This is a genomic window from Streptomyces sp. NPDC050738, assembly GCF_040654175.1.
In the GTDB taxonomy this organism is placed as follows: domain Bacteria; phylum Actinomycetota; class Actinomycetes; order Streptomycetales; family Streptomycetaceae; genus Streptomyces.
Genome location: NZ_JBFAHN010000003.1, coordinates 453,040 through 469,581, shown reverse-complemented (window position 1 = coordinate 469,581; position 16,542 = coordinate 453,040). Strand labels below are relative to the sequence as shown.

The window sequence follows — 16,542 nt, the reverse complement described above, 5'->3', positions numbered from 1 at the left end:
TGCCCCGCGGGGGAGACCACCCCCGCGGGGGAGACCACCCCCGCGGGGCAGCGGATCAGTGCGGCACCACCGTCACCGGCACACCCATGACCTCGCGCGCGTGCCGGTTCGGGACCATGCCCAGGCGCCAGGCCTGCCAGCCGTCCTCCAGGGCCACGCCCCGGCCCAGCACCAGGGCGTACGCGTCCGCGCAGTCCTCCAGCTTGCCGTCGCGGGTGGGGTGCGTGGAGCGGATCAGGTCCGCCAGCTCCTGTTCGGCGACCGCCGTGCCGATCTCCGAGCCGCCCGGCGAGGCGTACGGCAGCAGGGTGCAGCGCAGGAAGCGGGCCCAGTCGCCGCCCCGCTTGTCGTCGTACGCCGCGAAGAGTGCCGTCGCCTCCTCGCAGAGGGCGAGCGCCTGGGCGGCGCGTGCGTTGCCCGCGTCGATCATCGCGAGTTCCAGGCAGGTCCAGGCCTCGCCGTGGGCGTTGCCGATGCGGTGGAAGTCGTTGCGGGCGTCGACCAGGAGCTGGCGGGCGAAGCCCGAATTGCGGAGGTTGCCGGTCTGGGCGGCCCGCTGGTCGCGGGTGACGCGGCCCGAGTGGTGGCGGGCGCAGGCCAGGCCGTACACGTCGCGCATCCGGGAGAACATCCCGCGGGCGCGCTCCAGTTCGCGTACCGACTGGTCGCGGTCGCCGCGCTCCTCCAGGGCCTGGCCCAGGTAGTACAGGGTCCAGGCCTCGCCGCGCGCGTCCTCGTTGTCGCGGTGGCGCGAGAGCGCGCCGCGCAGCTGGTCGACCGCAGCTCCCGGGTCGCCGTCGACCAGGCGGGCCCTGGCCAGCTGGGTCATCGCCCAGGCCTCGCCGCGGCCGTCGCGGGTCTGTCCGTACCCGTCGAGCGCGATGCGCAGCTCGTCCTCGGCGCGGTTCACATCCCCCATGCGCAGACAGGTCTGGCCGAGCTGGAAGTGCGCCCAGGCCTCGCCGTGCGGGGAGTCGTTGTCCTGGTGGAGCGCGAGGGAGGTGGCGAGCAGGGTCAGGGCCTCGGCGATGTTGCCGCGGTCGCGTTCCACGGCGGCCAGCGCGTGCAGGGTCCAGGCGCGGTCGGCGGCCAGGGACGCAGGGGTCTGGAGGGTGAGGGCTTCGCGGAGTCGTACGGCGGCCTCGGTGAGGTTGCCCTGGTGGTGCAGGGTGATGCCGAGCGAGCAGAGCGCGAGAGCCTCGCCCGCGTCGTGGTGCGCCTCCCGATAGAGGTCGACCACCGAGGTGAGGGTGGTGCGCGCCTCGTCGAGCTCGCCGAGCTGGCGGGCCGCGATACCGGTGCGCCACTGGACCGACCGGACGAGGAGTCCCTGGCCGACGGCCTGCGTCAACTCGCTGATCTCGCCCAGGCGGTAGAGGTCGCCGCGCAACAGGCAGTAGTCGCAGAGGGCGCCCAGAAGGTGCAGGACCACGTCCTGGTCGACGCCCTCGGCCTGGCGCAGGGCCGAGGTGATGAAGCTCGACTCCTCGTCGAGCCAGGCCAGTGCGGCATCGAGGGAGGTGAAGCCGTGCGAGCCGAACTTGCCCGCCCTGGTGGAGAGTTGGCCGTCGACGAGGCGGATCACGGAGTCGGCCAGCTCGGCGTAGGACTGGATCAGCCGCTCCTGCGCCGCGGTCCGCTCGGCCGGTTCCTCCTCGTCGACCAGGCGGGCCTGGGCGAAGGTGCGCACGGTGTCGTGGAGGCGGTAGCGGCTGCCGCGTACGTTGTCGACCAGACCGGTGCGGGCGAGGTGGTCGAGGAGGCGCTTGGCCTCCTGCTCGTCGGTGGCGAGCAGGGCCGCCGCAGCCGCCGCCCCGAGGGAGGCCCGGCCGGCGAGCGCGAGGCGGCGCAGCAGGCGGCGGCCCTGCTCGGACTGGTCGCTGTAGCGCAGCCACAGGGCGCGCTCGATGGGCGGGACGGGACCGTACGCGGCCAGGTCGGCGGCCAGGGTGCGGGTCGTACGAGGTCCGATCGCGGACCCGGCGACGCGCAGGGCGAGCGGCAGGCCTGCGCACAACTCCCGTACGGCGTCCGTGGATTCGCTGTCGTACGGCGACTCGGGCTCCTCCGCCGCCTCCCGCAGCAGCGCCTCCGCGCCCGCCGCGCCCAGCGCCTGGACCGGCAGCTGGTGCACCCAGGCGGGGAGGTCGGCCGGCAGTGCGATGGGCTCGCGCGCGGTGACCAGGACCAGGCTGTCCGAGCGCTCGGGGACGAGCGTGTGGACCTGCGCGGCATCGTTCGCGTCGTCGAGCACCACCGTGACGGGGAGTCCGGTCAGATGCTGGCGGTAGAGGTCGTTGAGGCGCCGCAACTGCTGTTCGGGGGAGGACCGTTCACGGAAGAGCAGCTGCTCGCGCGGTGCGCCGAGACGATTCAGCAGATGCAGCAGCGCGTCCCGCGTCGACAGCGGCTCCTCGCCCGGCGCCTCCCCGCGCAGGTCGACCACGCACGCCCCGCGGAACTGGTCCCTGAGCTGATGCGCCGCCTGTACGGCCAGAGTGGTGCGCCCCGACCCGTCGACCCCGTGCAGCACGACGACCGTAGGCCGGGTCTCGGTGGAGGCGCGCGCCGCGTGCACCCACTGGGCGATCTGCGCCAGCTCGGCGCGCCGGCCGGCGAACGGGCCCTCGGAGAGCGGGAGCTGCTCGAAGGACTGTTCCAGTACGGACCGCCTGCGCGCCGCCGCGCTCTTGTCCGTGCCGCGCAGCTGCGGCGGTACGGAGACGGTGGAGGTCTTCTTCTTCGGGGTGGCCAGCATCCGCTGCTGGTCCAGATACGGGCGGATGCCCCGTACCTCCAGCGCGGTCAGCCACTGCAGCCTCAACTGCTCGGCCCCGCCCGGCTGTCCGGCCGCCCCGGCCCTGGCGTGCGCGGCCGGCCAGTGCGATGCGGTCACCTTGGCGACGGTGGCAGCGGCCCCGGCGACCGCGACGACGACGCCGGTGCCCAGTGCGGTGCCCGCCGGCGTACCGAAGACGATGTCGGATCCGAAGGCGGCCACGGCCGCAACGACCGTCACCACGGCGGGAGTTGCCACGTTCTTCTTGCTGAATCGCTCGGAGAGCGGATGCGCTTCGGCCGCAGCGGTGTCCAGCGCCTGGGTGTACGCGGCGTACTCCTCGGCCGAACTCGCGGCGAGCGAGTCCAGCGCCGCCCGACCCCGCGCCAGCAGCGTCCCCGTGTCGGCCCGGCCGCCGGAGCGGCGCGACTCCTCCTCCACGGCGCGCGCCAACAGCCGCTCGGCTTCGGCCCGGTGGCCCTCCCGCATGTGCAGTCCCCCTTCGCGTGGCAATGCAATGGTTCCGCGACAAGTGTCCTGCGTGACGCGCGTCAGCGCGAGGGAGCGTGGCGGATGTGCCGGTGCCCGTCGTGCGGCCAGGGCGGTGTCGCGGGCAGGATTTCCGCGAAGGCGAAGCCCGCCTTCTCGGCGACGCGGCAGGAGGCTTCGTTGCCGACGGTGTGCAGGATGTCGAGCCGTGCGAGGCCGAGGGTGCCGTACGCCCACTGCGCCACCGCCTCCACGGCGGCCGCCGCCACCCCGCGCCCGCGTGCGGCGGCGACAGTCCAGTAGCCGATCTCGCCGACGGTCCCCGCCGGATCGGGGCGCTTGAGCACCATGCACCCGGCCAACTGCCCTTCGCCCGTACCGATCACGGCGAAACTCAGGAGCTTTCCGCTGACCCGTCCGGCGTGCTGATCCGCCAGCCACTTCCGGCCGTCCGCCTCGTCCGCGATCTGCGAATCCAGCCAGCGCACATGCGCCGGATCGCTGTACGCGGCGACGACCGCGCCCAGATCGCCGTCCTCCCAGGGGCGCAGCAGCAGGCCGGGGGCGTGCAGAGTCACGGATATCGCATCGCTGTTCACCGGATCACCGTACGACGGACGCGTTACGGTGCCGGGATGATCGCCGACAATCTTCCGCTCCGCGACGGCGTGTGCCTGCGTCCGATGGCCCTCGCCGATGCCACCCCGCTCGCCGAGGCGTACCGCCGCAACCGCGAGCACCTGCGCCCCTGGGAGCCCGTCCGCCCCGAGGCCTTCTTCACGTACGAGGGCCAACTGGCGCGCCTGGCAGGGATCCTGGCCGACCGCGACGGCGGGCGCGTGGTGCCCTGGATGTTCACCGACGACGCCGACCCCGGGCGCATCATCGGCGGCATCACGCTCACCAACCTCGTCATGGGGCCCTTCTGCAGCGCCAGCCTCGGCTACTGGCTGGACGGCGAGGAGACCGGAAGAGGCCTGGCCACCGCCGCCGTCGAAGCGGTCTGCCGCGTCGCCCGCGACAATCTCGGCCTGCACCGCATCGAGGCGAGCACGCTGCTGGAGAACGCCGCCTCCCAGCGGGTCCTCGCCAAGTGCGGGTTCGAGCAGATCGGCACGGCGCCCCGCTATCTCAGCATCAACGGCGCCTGGCGCGACCACCACCTCTTCCAGAGAGTCCTGTACTGAAGAAGGTGACGGCCGCCAGGACGGCGAGCGCGATCAGCACCCCCGGCAGCACTCCCCACGGCAGCGCGATCGCCGCGACCACGAGCAGGGGGACGACCGAGAGCAGGGCGATGCCCGCCCGGTTCCTGCGGTTCAAGGTGTTCATGACGCCGTACCTCCATGCCGTTTCCGCGCCTCGTCCAGAAAGTCCGCCAGCTCGCGCCATTCCTGCGCGGGCGCACCTGCGTCGCCCGACATCGCGGCCGGGTCGTCCCGCCAGGCCGCCCGTACGCCGCCGGACGCCGTGGAGTCGCCCCCGCTGAAGAGCGCCCCCAGCTCGTCCATCCGGGCGACGATCTTCAGCACGCGCGCGTCACCGGGCGCGGCCCCGCCCACCCGCAGCGCCTCGGCGCGCCGGTACAGCTCGGGCCACTCCACTTCCAGCAAGTAGCGTGCGCCCGGCCCCAGTCGGGCGCCCTGCGCCGCCATCGCCGCCAGCTGCTCCTCGTCGAGATGCCGCCGCAGCACCCGATCGCGCTCCGGTCCCGCCGCTCCCATCGCTTCGAGGGTGTCCATCAGCGCCCCCGTCGACAGCTCCCCGCGCAGCCGCAGCAGCCGCTCCCGCAGCGCGCCGAGCTCCGCCAACTCCGCCTCGACACCGGTCAGATGGTCCCCGATCAGCTGTACGGGATCGACGCCGGCGTCCAGGCACAGGGCGATCGATTCCAGGCCGAGGCCCAGGCTCCGCAGCGCGAGGACCTGATACAGCCGGGCCGCATCGTCCTCGGTGTACTCACGGTGCCCGCCCGCCGTCCGCTGCGAGGGCGAGAGCAGCCCGATGGTGTCCCAGTGGTGCAGGGTGCGCACCGTGAGACCACTGGCCTCGGCCAGCGGTCCGACCTTCCACGTCATGCATCCGGACGTTCCGGGGGCTCCAGAAGTGCTCATGGGTCCACGATGCATCCTCACGCGACGTGAGGTTCAAGCCCCCGTGCGCTTCCGTATGCCCCCGAAGGCGGTAGCAGGGGTTCCGGCCCGGCCGCGCTTTGGGCACTGTAAGAGGTATGGGTTCGTACGCGTACGAGTTGAGGTTCGACTCCGGGCGCATCTGCCTGGACCTGGTGGCGACAGGGGTGTATCCCGCAGAACAGCTCGACTGCGGCGAACGCCTCACCGCCTGGCTCGCGGGGGCCGGTCTGGTCCCGCCCGACACCACCCTTCCCGCCGACCTTGCCTGGCTGTCCGGTTTCATCGAACTCCGCGAGTACGTCAGGCAGTTGGTCAGGGCCGAGATCGCGGGCCGCCCCGCGGAGGCGGCCCTGGACCGGGTCAACGCCTACGCCTCGGGCTCACCCCCCGCCCTCAAGGCCGTACGCCGCCCCGACGGCACCCTGGCCAAGACCTTCGCCGCGGCCCCGCCCCGCGACGCCCTCCTCGCGGTGGTCGCCCGCGACACGGTCGACCTCCTCACCGACCCGGCCGCCCGCGCCCTGCTCCGCCAGTGCGAGGGCGACAACTGCGCCCGCCTCTATCTCGACACCTCCCGGGGGCGCCGCCGCCGCTGGTGCTCCAGCGAGGTGTGCGGCAACAGGGAAAGGGTGGCCAGGCACCGCCGCCGCGCCGCCGTCGGCGCACAGGCGTAAAGAAATCCGGCCAGCCGTTGAATGATTCCGGGCAGCCCCCCGTACAAGAGACCAAGGAGCCGGACAGGGGCTCGACCGGGAGGTTCAGGTGCGCAAGGATGCGGCCGTGGCCGATGACCGTCCGTCGGGGGCCCGTCATCGCTCCGTGCCCGACGAGGAGCTGATGCGGGCGCTCTACCGCGAGCATGCTGGACCGCTTCTCGCGTACGTCATCCGACTCGTCGCCGGCGACCGCCAGCGCGCCGAGGACGTCGTGCAGGAGACGCTCATCCGTGCCTGGAAGAACGCCGGCCAGCTCAACCGGGCCACCGGCTCTGTCCGACCCTGGCTGGTGACGGTCGCAAGGCGCATCGTCATCGACAACCACCGCAGCCGGCAGTCCCGGCCGCAGGAGGTCGAACCGTCGCCGCTGGAGGTCATGCCCGCGGAGGACGAGATCGACAAGGCGTTGTGGCTGATGACGCTCTCGGATGCGCTCGACGACCTGACTCCCGCCCACCGGGAGGCACTTGTGGAGACGTACTTCAAAGGGCGTACGGTCAATGAGGCGGCCGAGGCACTCGGCATTCCCGCCGGGACCGTGCGGTCCCGGGTCTTCTACGCACTGCGCTCGATGAAGCTCGCACTGGAGGAGAGGGGGGTGACGGCATGACGACCCAGCACGAGCCCGAGTCGGTCCACGACGCCGTGGGCGCGTACGTCCTCGGCATCCTCGACGACGCCGAGGCCACCGCCTTCGAGGCGCATCTGGCGGGCTGCGAGATCTGCGCGGCCGAGCTCGACGACCTGGCGGGCATGGAGCCGATGCTGTCGCAGCTGGCGGAGTTCCCCGGACCCGCGCCGCAGGCCGAGCGCCCCGTACCCCCGCAGCTGCTCGACCACCTGGTCGACGAGGTCGCGGCCCAGCGCGCGAAGCGCAAGCGCCGCACGATGTACCTGGTGGCGGCCGCCGCTGCCCTGGTCATCGGCGGGCCCGCGATCGCGGTGGTGGCCACGTCGGGCGGCAACGGCACCAGCACCTCCGCCCACCCGCACTCCACCAGCCCCGCCCAGGACGCCTTCTTCAGCGGCATGCTCGCCAAGGCGTCGGCCACGAACCCGGCCACGAAGGTCTCCGCGACGGTCGGCACCGAGGCCAAGCCCTGGGGCACGCACGCCGTCCTCGAACTGAAAAACGTCCAGGGCCCGCTCAAGTGCTCCCTGATCGCCGTCTCCAAGAGCGGCGAACGCGAGACGGTCACCACCTGGTCCGTCCCGAAGTGGGGGTACGGAATCGCGGACAGCCCCCACGAGGCGGCCCGGTATCCCCTGTACGTCCATGGCGGTGCGGCGATGAGTCCCTCCGACATCGACCACTTCGAGGTCGCGACCCTGGACGGCAAGAAGTTGCTCGACGTACCTGCATAGCTGTGATTGCGCTTCCCTTCGCGTAAGGTTGACGGTCGCCCGAATGCACGTCAGAAGGGGGCCTCAGTGGCCGCGCAGGACGCCGCTGTCGACTCGGTCAGCGACTCGGTCAGAGACCGCGAGATCGGTATCGAGCAGGACCACCTCGACCAGGTGTACCGGCGCCTCGAGGAGAAGATCCACGAGGCGGAGTTCCTGATGCACGACGCCGCCCAGCGCGGCCATGTCGGCACGCCGGGCGCGCTGGCCGAGCGGGATGCGCAGGTCTTCCGGGCCGGCATCCACCTCAACCGCCTCAACAACGAGTTCGAGGATTTCCTCTTCGGACGCATCGACCTGCTCCAGGGCAAGGACGGCGAGAAGGGCGCGGACGGCGCGTTCACCTCCGTCGAGCCCGCCGACGACGCGATCCGTCCCGACGACACGGCCGAGATCGCCGAGACGCTGCACATCGGCCGCATCGGGGTCCTGGACTCCGACTACGCGCCGCTGGTCATCGACTGGCGTGCCCCGGCCGCGGCCCCCTTCTACCGCTCGACGCCAGTCGATCCGGGTCGTGTCGTACGACGCCGGGTCATCCGCTCCAAGGGCCGCCAGGTCCTCGGCGTGGAGGACGACCTGATGCGCCCGCAGCTCAAGGCGACCCTGGAGGGCCGGGAGCTCCCCGCGATCGGCGACGGCGCGCTGATGGCCGCGCTCGGCCAGGCCCGCAGCCACACCATGCGCGACATCGTCTCCTCCATCCAGGCCGAGCAGGACCTGGTGATCAGGGCCCCCGCGGCCTCGGTCACCGAGGTCTCGGGCGGTCCCGGTACGGGCAAGACGGCAGTGGCGCTGCACCGGGCCGCGTACCTCCTCTACCAGGACCGCAGGCGCTACTCGGGCGGCATCCTGATCGTCTCCCCGACGCCGCTCCTGGTCTCGTACACCGAAGGCGTGCTCCCCTCGCTCGGCGAGGAGGGGCAGGTCGCGATCCGCGCGCTCGGCTCGCTGGTGGACGGCGCGGAGGCGACCGCGTACGACGAACCGTCCATCGCCCGCATCAAGGGCTCGTCCCGGATGCTCGCGGTGCTGCGCAAGGCCGCCAGGGGGGCGCTGGAGGGCGAGCGCGCGCCGGCCGCACCCGACCATGGGCAACTGTCGTTCGGGGGCGGGGAGACGGCGCCCAGTGCCGTCAACCGGCTGCGTGTGGTGGCTTTCGGCGCCCGCGTCGAACTGGAGGCGGACGACCTCCAGCGCATCCGCCACAACGTCCTCGGCGGCACCGCCCCGGTCAACCTCCTGCGCCCGCGCGCCCGCAAGCTCCTGCTGGACGCGCTGTGGTCCAGGTCCAGCGGCCGCGGCCGCTACAGCGACCCCGAACTGCTCGCCGAGCTCCGCTCCACCTTCGACGACGAGGTCTCGACCGAGGACAGCTTCCTCGCCTTCCTCGACGCCTGGTGGCCCGAGCTCACCCCGCGCGGTGTGCTCACCGCGATGGCCGACGAGCGCAGGCTGGGCCGCTGGGCGCGGCGGGTGCTGAACCCGCGCGAGGTCCGCCAACTGGCCCGCGCTCTCAAGCGTGAAGCCCTCTCCGTGCACGACGTCGCGCTCCTCGACGAACTGCAGACGCTGCTCGGCACCCCGCACAAGCCGAAGAAGAAGCGTGAGTACGACCCGCTGGACGCGCTGACCGGGCTCGAAGAGCTCATGCCGCAGCGCGAGGAGACCCAGTGGGAGCGGGCCGAGCGGCTCGCCCAGGAGCGCACCGAGTACGCGCACGTCATCGTCGACGAGGCGCAGGACCTCACGCCGATGCAGTGGCGGATGGTCGGCCGCCGCGGCCGCCAGGCGACCTGGACGATCGTCGGGGACGCGGCCCAGTCGTCCTGGTCGTACCCCGACGAGGCGGCCGAGGCCCGCGACGAGGCGCTCGGCAGCCGCCCCCGCCGCCGCTTCACCCTCACCGTCAACTACCGCAACCCCGCCGAGATCGCGGAGCTCGCGGCCAAGGTGCTCAAGCTCGCGATGCCGGGCATGGAGTCCCCGTCGGCGGTCCGCTCGACGGGCGTGCGCCCGAGGTTCTCGGTCGTACGGGGCGGGGACCTCGCCGCATCCGTGCGCGAGGAGGCGGAGCGCCTTCTCGACCAGGTGGACGGCACGGTCGGTGTGGTCGTCGCGATGAACCGCAGGGAGCAGGCGCGCAAGTGGCTGGCGGACCTGGGGGACCGGGTCGTGGCGCTCGGCAGCCTGGAGGCGAAGGGCCTGGAGTACGACGCCACGGTGGTCGTCTCGCCCGCGGAGATCGCGGACGAGTCGCCGGCCGGACTGCGGGTGCTGTACGTGGCGTTGACGCGCGCCACCCAGCAGTTGACCGTGGTCTCGGCCGCACGTGACGAGCCCGACGAGGACGGCGTGCCCGACCTTCTGCGGGACTGAGCAGGGCGGAATGTAGCGGAACAGGGCGGAACAGGGCCGTTTGGCGGTCAATCTGCGATGCGGGAATCACTTCCTGGGGGTGTTTGTTAGCCTGGGTGTGACACCGGCTCGATCCAAGCCCCCGGGCCCAACCTTCGTCGCTTAGAGCGACCACTTGCCGCGAGGCGAGCATGGCGGGCCGGTGTCGCTGAACGAACAAGGGAGAGGCCTTCCTCATCTGAGGGGGGCCTCTTCTGTTTCACCCCGACTTCTCGTATGGTGGAAAACTCTTTCCGAAACAAGCCGCCCCATTACCTGCTACCGGCAGGTAGGTGCGACCATCGGACAGCAGCAAAGAAGCTCAACGGAAGAGGAAGTCGGCCATGGCAACGGCGCCCAGCGTCTCGTACTCGATGACGGCACGACTGGAGGTCCCCGCGAGCGGGACCGCGGTCAGCCAGCTCACCACGGTCGTCGAGTCCTCCGGAGGCTCCGTCACGGGCCTCGACGTGACCGCTTCGGGCCACGAGAAGCTGCGTATCGACGTCACCATCGCGGCGAGTTCCACCTCGCACGCGGACGAGATCGTCGACAAGCTCCGCTCGGTCGAGGGCGTCGAGGTCGGCAAGGTCTCCGACCGTACGTTCCTGATGCACCTCGGCGGCAAGATCGAGATGGCGTCCAAGCACCCCATCCGCAACCGTGACGACCTCTCCATGATCTACACCCCGGGCGTCGCCCGGGTCTGCATGGCGATCGCCGAGAACCCCGAGGACGCACGCCGCCTCACCATCAAGCGCAACTCCGTTGCAGTGGTGACGGACGGCTCCGCGGTGCTCGGTCTCGGCAACATCGGCCCGATGGCCGCACTGCCCGTCATGGAGGGCAAGGCGGCCCTCTTCAAGCGCTTCGCCGGCATCGACGCATGGCCGATCTGCCTGGACACCCAGGACAGCGACGAAATCGTCGCCATCGTCAAGGCGATCGCCCCCGGCTTCGCCGGAATCAACCTCGAGGACATCTCCGCACCCCGCTGCTTCGAGATCGAGGCACGGCTGCGCGAGGCCCTGGACATCCCCGTCTTCCACGACGACCAGCACGGCACCGCGATCGTCGTCCTCGCCTCCCTCACCAACGCACTGCGCGTGGTGGGCAAGGGAATTGGGGACGTGAAGGTCGTCATGTCGGGCGCGGGAGCGGCCGGTACGGCCATCCTCAAGCTCCTCATCGCGGCCGGCGTCAAGCACGCCGTCGTCGCCGACATCCACGGCGTGGTGCACGCGGACCGCGAGGACCTCGTCGACGCGGCCCCCGGCTCGGCGCTGCGCTGGATCGCCGACAACACCAACCCCGAAGGCGCCCGCGGCACCCTCAAGGAGGCCGTCGTCGGCGCGGACGTCTTCATCGGCGTCTCGGCCCCGAACGTCCTCGACGGGAACGACGTCGCGGCCATGGCGGAGGGTTCCATCGTCTTCGCACTTGCGAACCCCGACCCCGAGGTCGACCCGTCGATCGCCCGCCAGACGGCGGCAGTTGTGGCCACGGGCCGCTCCGACTTCCCCAACCAGATCAACAACGTGCTGGTCTTCCCGGGTGTCTTCCGAGGCCTCCTGGACGCCCAGTCGCGCACCGTCAACACGGAGATGATGCTCGCCGCCGCGGGCGCCCTGGCGGACGTCGTCGCCGAGGACGAGCTCAACGCGAACTACATCATCCCCTCCGTCTTCAACGACAAGGTCGCGGGAGCGGTCGCGGGGGCGGTGCGTACGGCCGCCAAGGCGGCCGGTGCGGGCGCGACCGCGGGCACCGGGGCTGTGACAAGCCCTACGTCCGCCTGACGCCCGGCGCGTCGCACGACGCGGCGCCGCAAACCCACCTTTAGGGTGGCGGGCAATGAGCCCAGGCGCCCGGCAGTCCGAGCCGGATTGGCTTTCCCGCCGCTGGTGGGGGCAGGATGCGTAATCGGGCGCGAGGGTCTGACGTCAGACCCGGGTCCGGGGACTGTCCTAGGGCCCTGGCAGCATCGGCTTCGATCTCACGCCTTACAGGCAAGAAGAACACGGGAGTACAAACATGAACCGCAGTGAGCTGGTGGCCGCCCTGGCCGACCGTGCCGAGGTCACCCGCAAGGACGCCGACGCCGTTCTGGCCGCGCTCGCCGAGACCGTCGGCGAGATCGTCGCCAAGGGCGACGAGAAGGTCACCATCCCCGGCTTCCTGACCTTCGAGCGCACGCACCGTGCCGCTCGCACCGCTCGTAACCCGCAGACCGGCGACCCGATCAACATCCCGGCCGGCTACAGCGTGAAGGTCTCCGCGGGCTCGAAGCTCAAGGAAGCCGCCAAGGGTAAGTAAGTTCCCTAGCAGCAACACGAAGGGCGGCCACCCTGCCGGGTGGCCGCCCTTCGGCGTGCGTACGGAGCGGGGGCGAGGCCCCCGGTCCCCTAGACCAGCGCTCCGCCCGGCAGCTCCACCTTCGCGCCGAGCTCCGTGAGCTTGTCCATGAAGTTCTCGTAGCCGCGGTTGATCAGGTCGATGCCGTGCACCCGCGAAGTCCCCTGCGCGGCCAGAGCGGCGATCAGGTACGAGAAACCGCCGCGCAGGTCCGGGATGACCAGATCCGCGCCCTGGAGCTTCGTGGGGCCGCTCACGACCGCCGAGTGCAGGAAGTTGCGCTGGCCGAAGCGGCAGTCCGAGCCGCCCAGGCACTCGCGGTAGAGCTGGATGTGTGCGCCCATCTGGTTGAGCGCGGAGGTGAATCCGAGCCGGGACTCGTACACCGTCTCGTGGACGATGGAGAGGCCGGCGGCCTGCGTCAGCGCGACGACGAGCGGCTGCTGCCAGTCGGTCTGGAAGCCGGGGTGCACGTCCGTCTCCAGGACGATCGCGTTGAGCGCGCCGCCCGGGTGCCAGAAGCGGATGCCCTCGTCGTCGATCTCGAAGGCGCCGCCGACCTTCCGGAAGGTGTTGAGGAAGGTCACCATCGAGCGCTGCTGGGCGCCGCGCACGTAGATGTTGCCCTCGGTCGCCAGCGCGGCCGACGCCCACGAGGCCGCCTCCAGGCGGTCCGGGAGGGCGCGGTGGGTGTAGCCGTCGAGCTTGTCGACCCCGGTGATGCGGATCGTGCGGTCGGTGTCCATGGAGATGATCGCGCCCATCTTCTGCAGTACGCAGATGAGGTCTTCGATCTCCGGCTCCACGGCCGCGTTGGAGAGCTCCGTCACACCTTCGGCCAGTACGGCCGTCAGCAGCACCTGCTCGGTCGAGCCGACCGAGGGGTACGGCAGCCGGATCTTGCAGCCGCGAAGCCGCTGCGGGGCCTCCAGGTACTGGCCGTCCGCCCGCTTCTCGATGGTCGCGCCGAACTGGCGGAGCACCTCGAAGTGGAAGTCGATCGGCCGGCCGCCGATGTCGCAGCCGCCCAGGCCCGGGATGAAGGCGTGGCCGAGCCGGTGCAGCAGCGGGCCGCAGAAGAGGATCGGGATCCGCGAGGACCCCGCGTGGGCGTCGATGTCGGCGACATTGGCGGACTCGACGTGGGACGGGTCGAGGACCAGTTCGCCGGGCTCCTCACCCGGGCGGACCGTCACGCCATGCAGCTGCAGCAGGCCCCGTACGACCCGCACATCACGGATGTCGGGCACATTGCGCAGCCGGCTCGGACCGCTGCCCAGCAGGGCGGCGACCATGGCCTTCGGCACGAGGTTCTTCGCGCCGCGCACGCGGATCTCGCCCTCCAGCGGGGTTCCGCCGTGGACAAGCAGTACATCGTCGGTGACGGTCATGAATCTCGCGTTCCGGAAGGGGGACGGACGGGGGGACAGCTTTCAAGGGTAAGGGGCGACTACCCACGCTACGGAAGGCCAAGGGGGGTCTCCTGATGTCATGGCTTTGCTACAGCACGCTGTGTGCGGGGCCCGCCACGGGCGGTGTGCGCCTCCGGTGCGCCCCCGAACCGCTCCCCGCGGAAGGCGAAGATGCGGGATCATGTCTGCCATGACGGAGGTGTCCTCGCTCACCGGGCGGCTGCTCGTGGCCACGCCTGCCCTGGCGGACCCGAACTTCGACCGCGCCGTGGTGCTGCTCCTCGACCACGACGGCAACGGCTCGCTCGGTGTCGTCCTCAACCACCCCACCCCGGTGGAGGTCGGCTCGATCCTGGAGGGCTGGGAGACGCTCGCGGGGGAGCCCGGCGTGGTCTTCCGCGGCGGCCCGGTCTCGCTGGACTCGGCGCTCGGTGTGGCGGTGATCCCCGGCGGCTCGGGTCCCCTCGGCTGGAAGCGGGTGTTCGGGGCGATCGGCCTGGTCGATCTGGAGACTCCCCCCGAACTGCTGGTCGCCGCCCTGGGCTCACTGCGGATCTTCGCCGGTTACGCGGGCTGGGGCCCCGGCCAGCTGGAGGGCGAGCTGGAGGACGGTGCCTGGTACGTGGTCGATTCCGAGCCCGGGGACATCTCCTCACCCCGCCCGGAGAGCCTCTGGCGGGCGGTACTGAGGCGCCAGCGCAGCGGCCTGGCGATGATCGCGACGTACCCCGACGACCCGTCGCTCAACTGAACCCCCGGACGCTTAGTACCCTTGGCAGTTATGAGCACTCTTGAGCCCGAGCGCGGGGCAGGTACGGGGACCCTCGTAGAGCCGACGCCACAGGTGTCCAGCGGTGACGGCGACCACGAGCGCTTCGCGCACTACGTCCAGAAGGACAAGATCATGGCGAGCGCGCTCGACGGCACCCCCGTCGTCGCGCTGTGCGGCAAGGTCTGGGTCCCGGGGCGCGACCCGAAGAAGTATCCGGTCTGCCCCATGTGCAAGGAGATCTACGAGTCCATGGGCGCCGGCGGCGGCGACAAGGACAAGGGCGGCAAGGACAAGTAGTCCCGGCCCCGGGGCCGCGGTCGGGTCCCGAGCAGGTTTCGTACGGCCCCCGTGACGCGCCTTCGCGCCCCGCGGGGGCCGTCGGCGTTGCACAGGGCGCTTCACCTGGTCACGGAGTGGTGTAGACCTCTTGACCGTTCTCGGGCGGGTCGGGTGGGGTGGGGGCCATGGATCTGATTCCGGCCCCCCGGGCCGTCGAAGGCCCCGGTCACCACACCTTCCATCTCGCCGCGGACACCCGGCTCGTCGCCGGACCCGGCACGGAGACCACCGAGCGATGGCTGCGCGCCACGCTCGGCGCCGCCCTCGGACTGCCGCTTCCGCCGGGGGAGGAGGGTGCGGCGAACGCGGTGGTCCTGCGCGTCGACGACACCCTCGGTCCCGAGGCGTACCGGCTCGACGTCTCCGAAGGCGGCATCGAGATCCGCGGCGGCAGTGCGGCCGGCGTGTTCTGGGGTGCGCAGACGCTCCGTCAACTCCTGGGCTCCGACGCCTTCCGCAAGGCGCCCGTACGCCAGGGGGCGGTGCACGCCGTCCCGTACCGGACCATCGAGGACAGCCCCCGCTTCGGCTGGCGCGGCCTCATGCTCGACGTCTCGCGGCACTTCATGCCGAAGGACGGCGTCCTGCGCTACCTCGACCTCCTCGCCGCCCACAAGCTCAACGTCTTCCACTTCCACCTCACCGACGACCAGGGCTGGCGCATCCAGATCGAGCGCCACCCCCGTCTCACCGAGGTCGGCGCCTGGCGCGCCCGCTCCAAGTGGGGCCACCGGGCCTCCGAGCTCTGGAACGAGACCCCGCACGGCGGCTACTACACCCACGACGACATCCGCGAGATCGTCGCGTACGCGGCCGAGCGCCACATCACCGTCGTCCCCGAGATCGAGATCCCGGGCCACTCGCAGGCCGTCATCGCCGCCTACCCCGAGCTCGGCAACACCGACGTCGTCGACACGTCCGCCCTCACCGTCTGGGACACCTGGGGCATCAACCCCAACGTCCTCGCCCCCACCGAGGCGGTCCTGCGCTTCTACGAGGGCGTCTTCGAGGAGGTGCTCGACCTCTTCCCCTCGACCTTCATCCACGTCGGCGGCGACGAGTGCCCCAAGGAGCAGTGGAAGGCCTCTCCGGCCGCCCAGGCCCGCATCAAGGAACTCGGTCTGGCCGACGAGGACGAACTGCAGTCGTGGTTCATCCGGCACTTCGACCGCTGGCTCGCCGAGCGCGGCCGCCGTCTCATCGGCTGGGACGAGATCCTGGAGGGCGGGCTCGCGCCCGGCGCCGCCGTCTCCTCCTGGCGCGGTTACGAGGGCGGGATCGCCGCCGCCGAGGCCGGGCACGACGTCGTCATGTGCCCGCACTCGCAGGTCTATCTCGACTACCGGCAGGCGGACGGGGACCAGGAGCCGGTGCCGATCGCGTACGTACGGACCCTTGAGGACGTCTACCGCTTCGAGCCCGTACCGCCGCAGTTGAGCGCGGAGGCCGCCGCCCATGTCATCGGCGTACAGGCCAATGTGTGGACCGAGGTGATGGAGAACCAGGCCCGCGTGGACTACCAGACGTTCCCGCGCCTGGCCGCCTTCGCGGAGGTCGCCTGGTCCGACCTGCCCGCGTCCGCGGAGCGCGACTACGCGGACTTCGAGAGCCGAATGGGCGCCCACTACGGGCGACTTGACGCTCTGGGCGTCGACTACCGGCCGCCCGGCGGCCCGTTGCCCTGGCAGCAGCGGCCGGGCGTGCTCGGACGCCCGATCGAGGGGGCGCCCCCAAACGTGTGAGC

15 protein-coding genes are annotated in these 16,542 nt (G+C 71.4%); 10 read left to right on the top strand and 5 right to left on the bottom strand.

What is annotated here, in order from left to right:
- Positions 1 to 55 precede the first annotated feature (55 nt).
- Together AB0H78_RS10245 and AB0H78_RS10240 are read right to left on the bottom strand one after the other, a co-directional pair.
- A complete protein-coding gene (locus AB0H78_RS10245) occupies positions 56 to 3,268 on the bottom strand; it encodes a tetratricopeptide repeat protein (protein WP_363233826.1) in 3,213 nt (1,070 codons plus the stop codon).
- A 62-nt stretch (positions 3,269 to 3,330) separates the two neighbouring features.
- Complete coding sequence (locus tag AB0H78_RS10240; RefSeq protein ID WP_363233825.1) at positions 3,331 to 3,867, bottom strand: GNAT family N-acetyltransferase; 537 nt, start codon at positions 3,865 to 3,867, stop codon at positions 3,331 to 3,333.
- A gap of 36 nt (positions 3,868 to 3,903) precedes the next feature.
- On the opposite strand from AB0H78_RS10240, the gene AB0H78_RS10235 reads away from it, so the two are divergent.
- On the top strand, positions 3,904 to 4,455 hold the full coding sequence (locus AB0H78_RS10235) for a GNAT family protein (RefSeq protein ID WP_363233824.1): 552 nt from the start codon (positions 3,904 to 3,906) through the stop codon (positions 4,453 to 4,455).
- On the opposite strand, the gene AB0H78_RS10230 is transcribed toward AB0H78_RS10235, so the two are convergent.
- Entirely contained in the window at positions 4,406 to 4,600 is a 195-nt protein-coding gene (locus tag AB0H78_RS10230; RefSeq protein WP_363233823.1) for a hypothetical protein, read from the bottom strand. The genes AB0H78_RS10235 and AB0H78_RS10230 overlap by 50 nt on opposite strands.
- Complete coding sequence (locus AB0H78_RS10225; RefSeq protein WP_363233822.1) at positions 4,597 to 5,382, bottom strand: MerR family transcriptional regulator; 786 nt, start codon at positions 5,380 to 5,382, stop codon at positions 4,597 to 4,599. The genes AB0H78_RS10230 and AB0H78_RS10225 overlap by 4 nt, the downstream gene beginning before the upstream one ends.
- 116 nt (positions 5,383 to 5,498) lie before the next feature.
- On the opposite strand from AB0H78_RS10225, the gene AB0H78_RS10220 reads away from it, so the two are divergent.
- The 6 genes from AB0H78_RS10220 (at position 5,499) to AB0H78_RS10195 (ending at position 12,236) form a co-directional block, all read left to right on the top strand.
- Positions 5,499 to 6,077, top strand: coding sequence for an ABATE domain-containing protein (locus AB0H78_RS10220; protein WP_363233821.1), 579 nt, complete (start codon positions 5,499 to 5,501; stop codon positions 6,075 to 6,077).
- 88 nt (positions 6,078 to 6,165) lie between these two features.
- A complete protein-coding gene (locus AB0H78_RS10215; RefSeq protein ID WP_329117979.1) occupies positions 6,166 to 6,729 on the top strand; it encodes a sigma-70 family RNA polymerase sigma factor in 564 nt (187 codons plus the stop codon).
- Positions 6,726 to 7,484 carry a zf-HC2 domain-containing protein gene (locus tag AB0H78_RS10210; protein WP_363233820.1) on the top strand — a complete coding sequence of 253 codons (759 nt, stop codon included), beginning with the start codon at positions 6,726 to 6,728 and terminating at the stop codon, positions 7,482 to 7,484. Before AB0H78_RS10215 ends, AB0H78_RS10210 begins: the two co-directional genes overlap by 4 nt.
- 66 nt (positions 7,485 to 7,550) lie before the next feature.
- Entirely contained in the window at positions 7,551 to 9,902 is a 2,352-nt protein-coding gene (locus AB0H78_RS10205; RefSeq protein ID WP_363233819.1) for a UvrD-helicase domain-containing protein, read from the top strand.
- A 362-nt stretch (positions 9,903 to 10,264) separates the two neighbouring features.
- Positions 10,265 to 11,719: an NAD-dependent malic enzyme gene (locus AB0H78_RS10200; RefSeq protein WP_363233818.1), complete on the top strand. Its 1,455-nt coding sequence runs from the start codon at positions 10,265 to 10,267 to the stop codon at positions 11,717 to 11,719.
- Positions 11,720 to 11,954: 235 nt separating this feature from the next.
- On the top strand, positions 11,955 to 12,236 hold the full coding sequence (locus tag AB0H78_RS10195; protein WP_003968811.1) for an HU family DNA-binding protein: 282 nt from the start codon (positions 11,955 to 11,957) through the stop codon (positions 12,234 to 12,236).
- An 89-nt stretch (positions 12,237 to 12,325) separates the two neighbouring features.
- Here AB0H78_RS10195 and murA read toward each other — a convergent pair whose 3' ends face one another.
- Positions 12,326 to 13,666: a UDP-N-acetylglucosamine 1-carboxyvinyltransferase gene (gene murA / locus AB0H78_RS10190; RefSeq protein WP_363233817.1), complete on the bottom strand. Its 1,341-nt coding sequence runs from the start codon at positions 13,664 to 13,666 to the stop codon at positions 12,326 to 12,328.
- Between the two features lie 211 nt (positions 13,667 to 13,877).
- Here murA and AB0H78_RS10185 point away from each other — a divergent pair, with 211 nt between their 5' ends.
- The 3 genes from AB0H78_RS10185 (at position 13,878) to AB0H78_RS10175 (ending at position 16,540) form a co-directional block, all read left to right on the top strand.
- Positions 13,878 to 14,438, top strand: coding sequence for a YqgE/AlgH family protein (locus AB0H78_RS10185; RefSeq protein ID WP_363234101.1), 561 nt, complete (start codon positions 13,878 to 13,880; stop codon positions 14,436 to 14,438).
- 30 nt (positions 14,439 to 14,468) lie between these two features.
- On the top strand, positions 14,469 to 14,756 hold the full coding sequence (locus tag AB0H78_RS10180) for a DUF3039 domain-containing protein (protein ID WP_363233816.1): 288 nt from the start codon (positions 14,469 to 14,471) through the stop codon (positions 14,754 to 14,756).
- Positions 14,757 to 14,923: 167 nt separating this feature from the next.
- A complete protein-coding gene (locus tag AB0H78_RS10175) occupies positions 14,924 to 16,540 on the top strand; it encodes a beta-N-acetylhexosaminidase (RefSeq protein WP_363233815.1) in 1,617 nt (538 codons plus the stop codon).
- Positions 16,541 to 16,542: the final 2 nt, after the last annotated feature.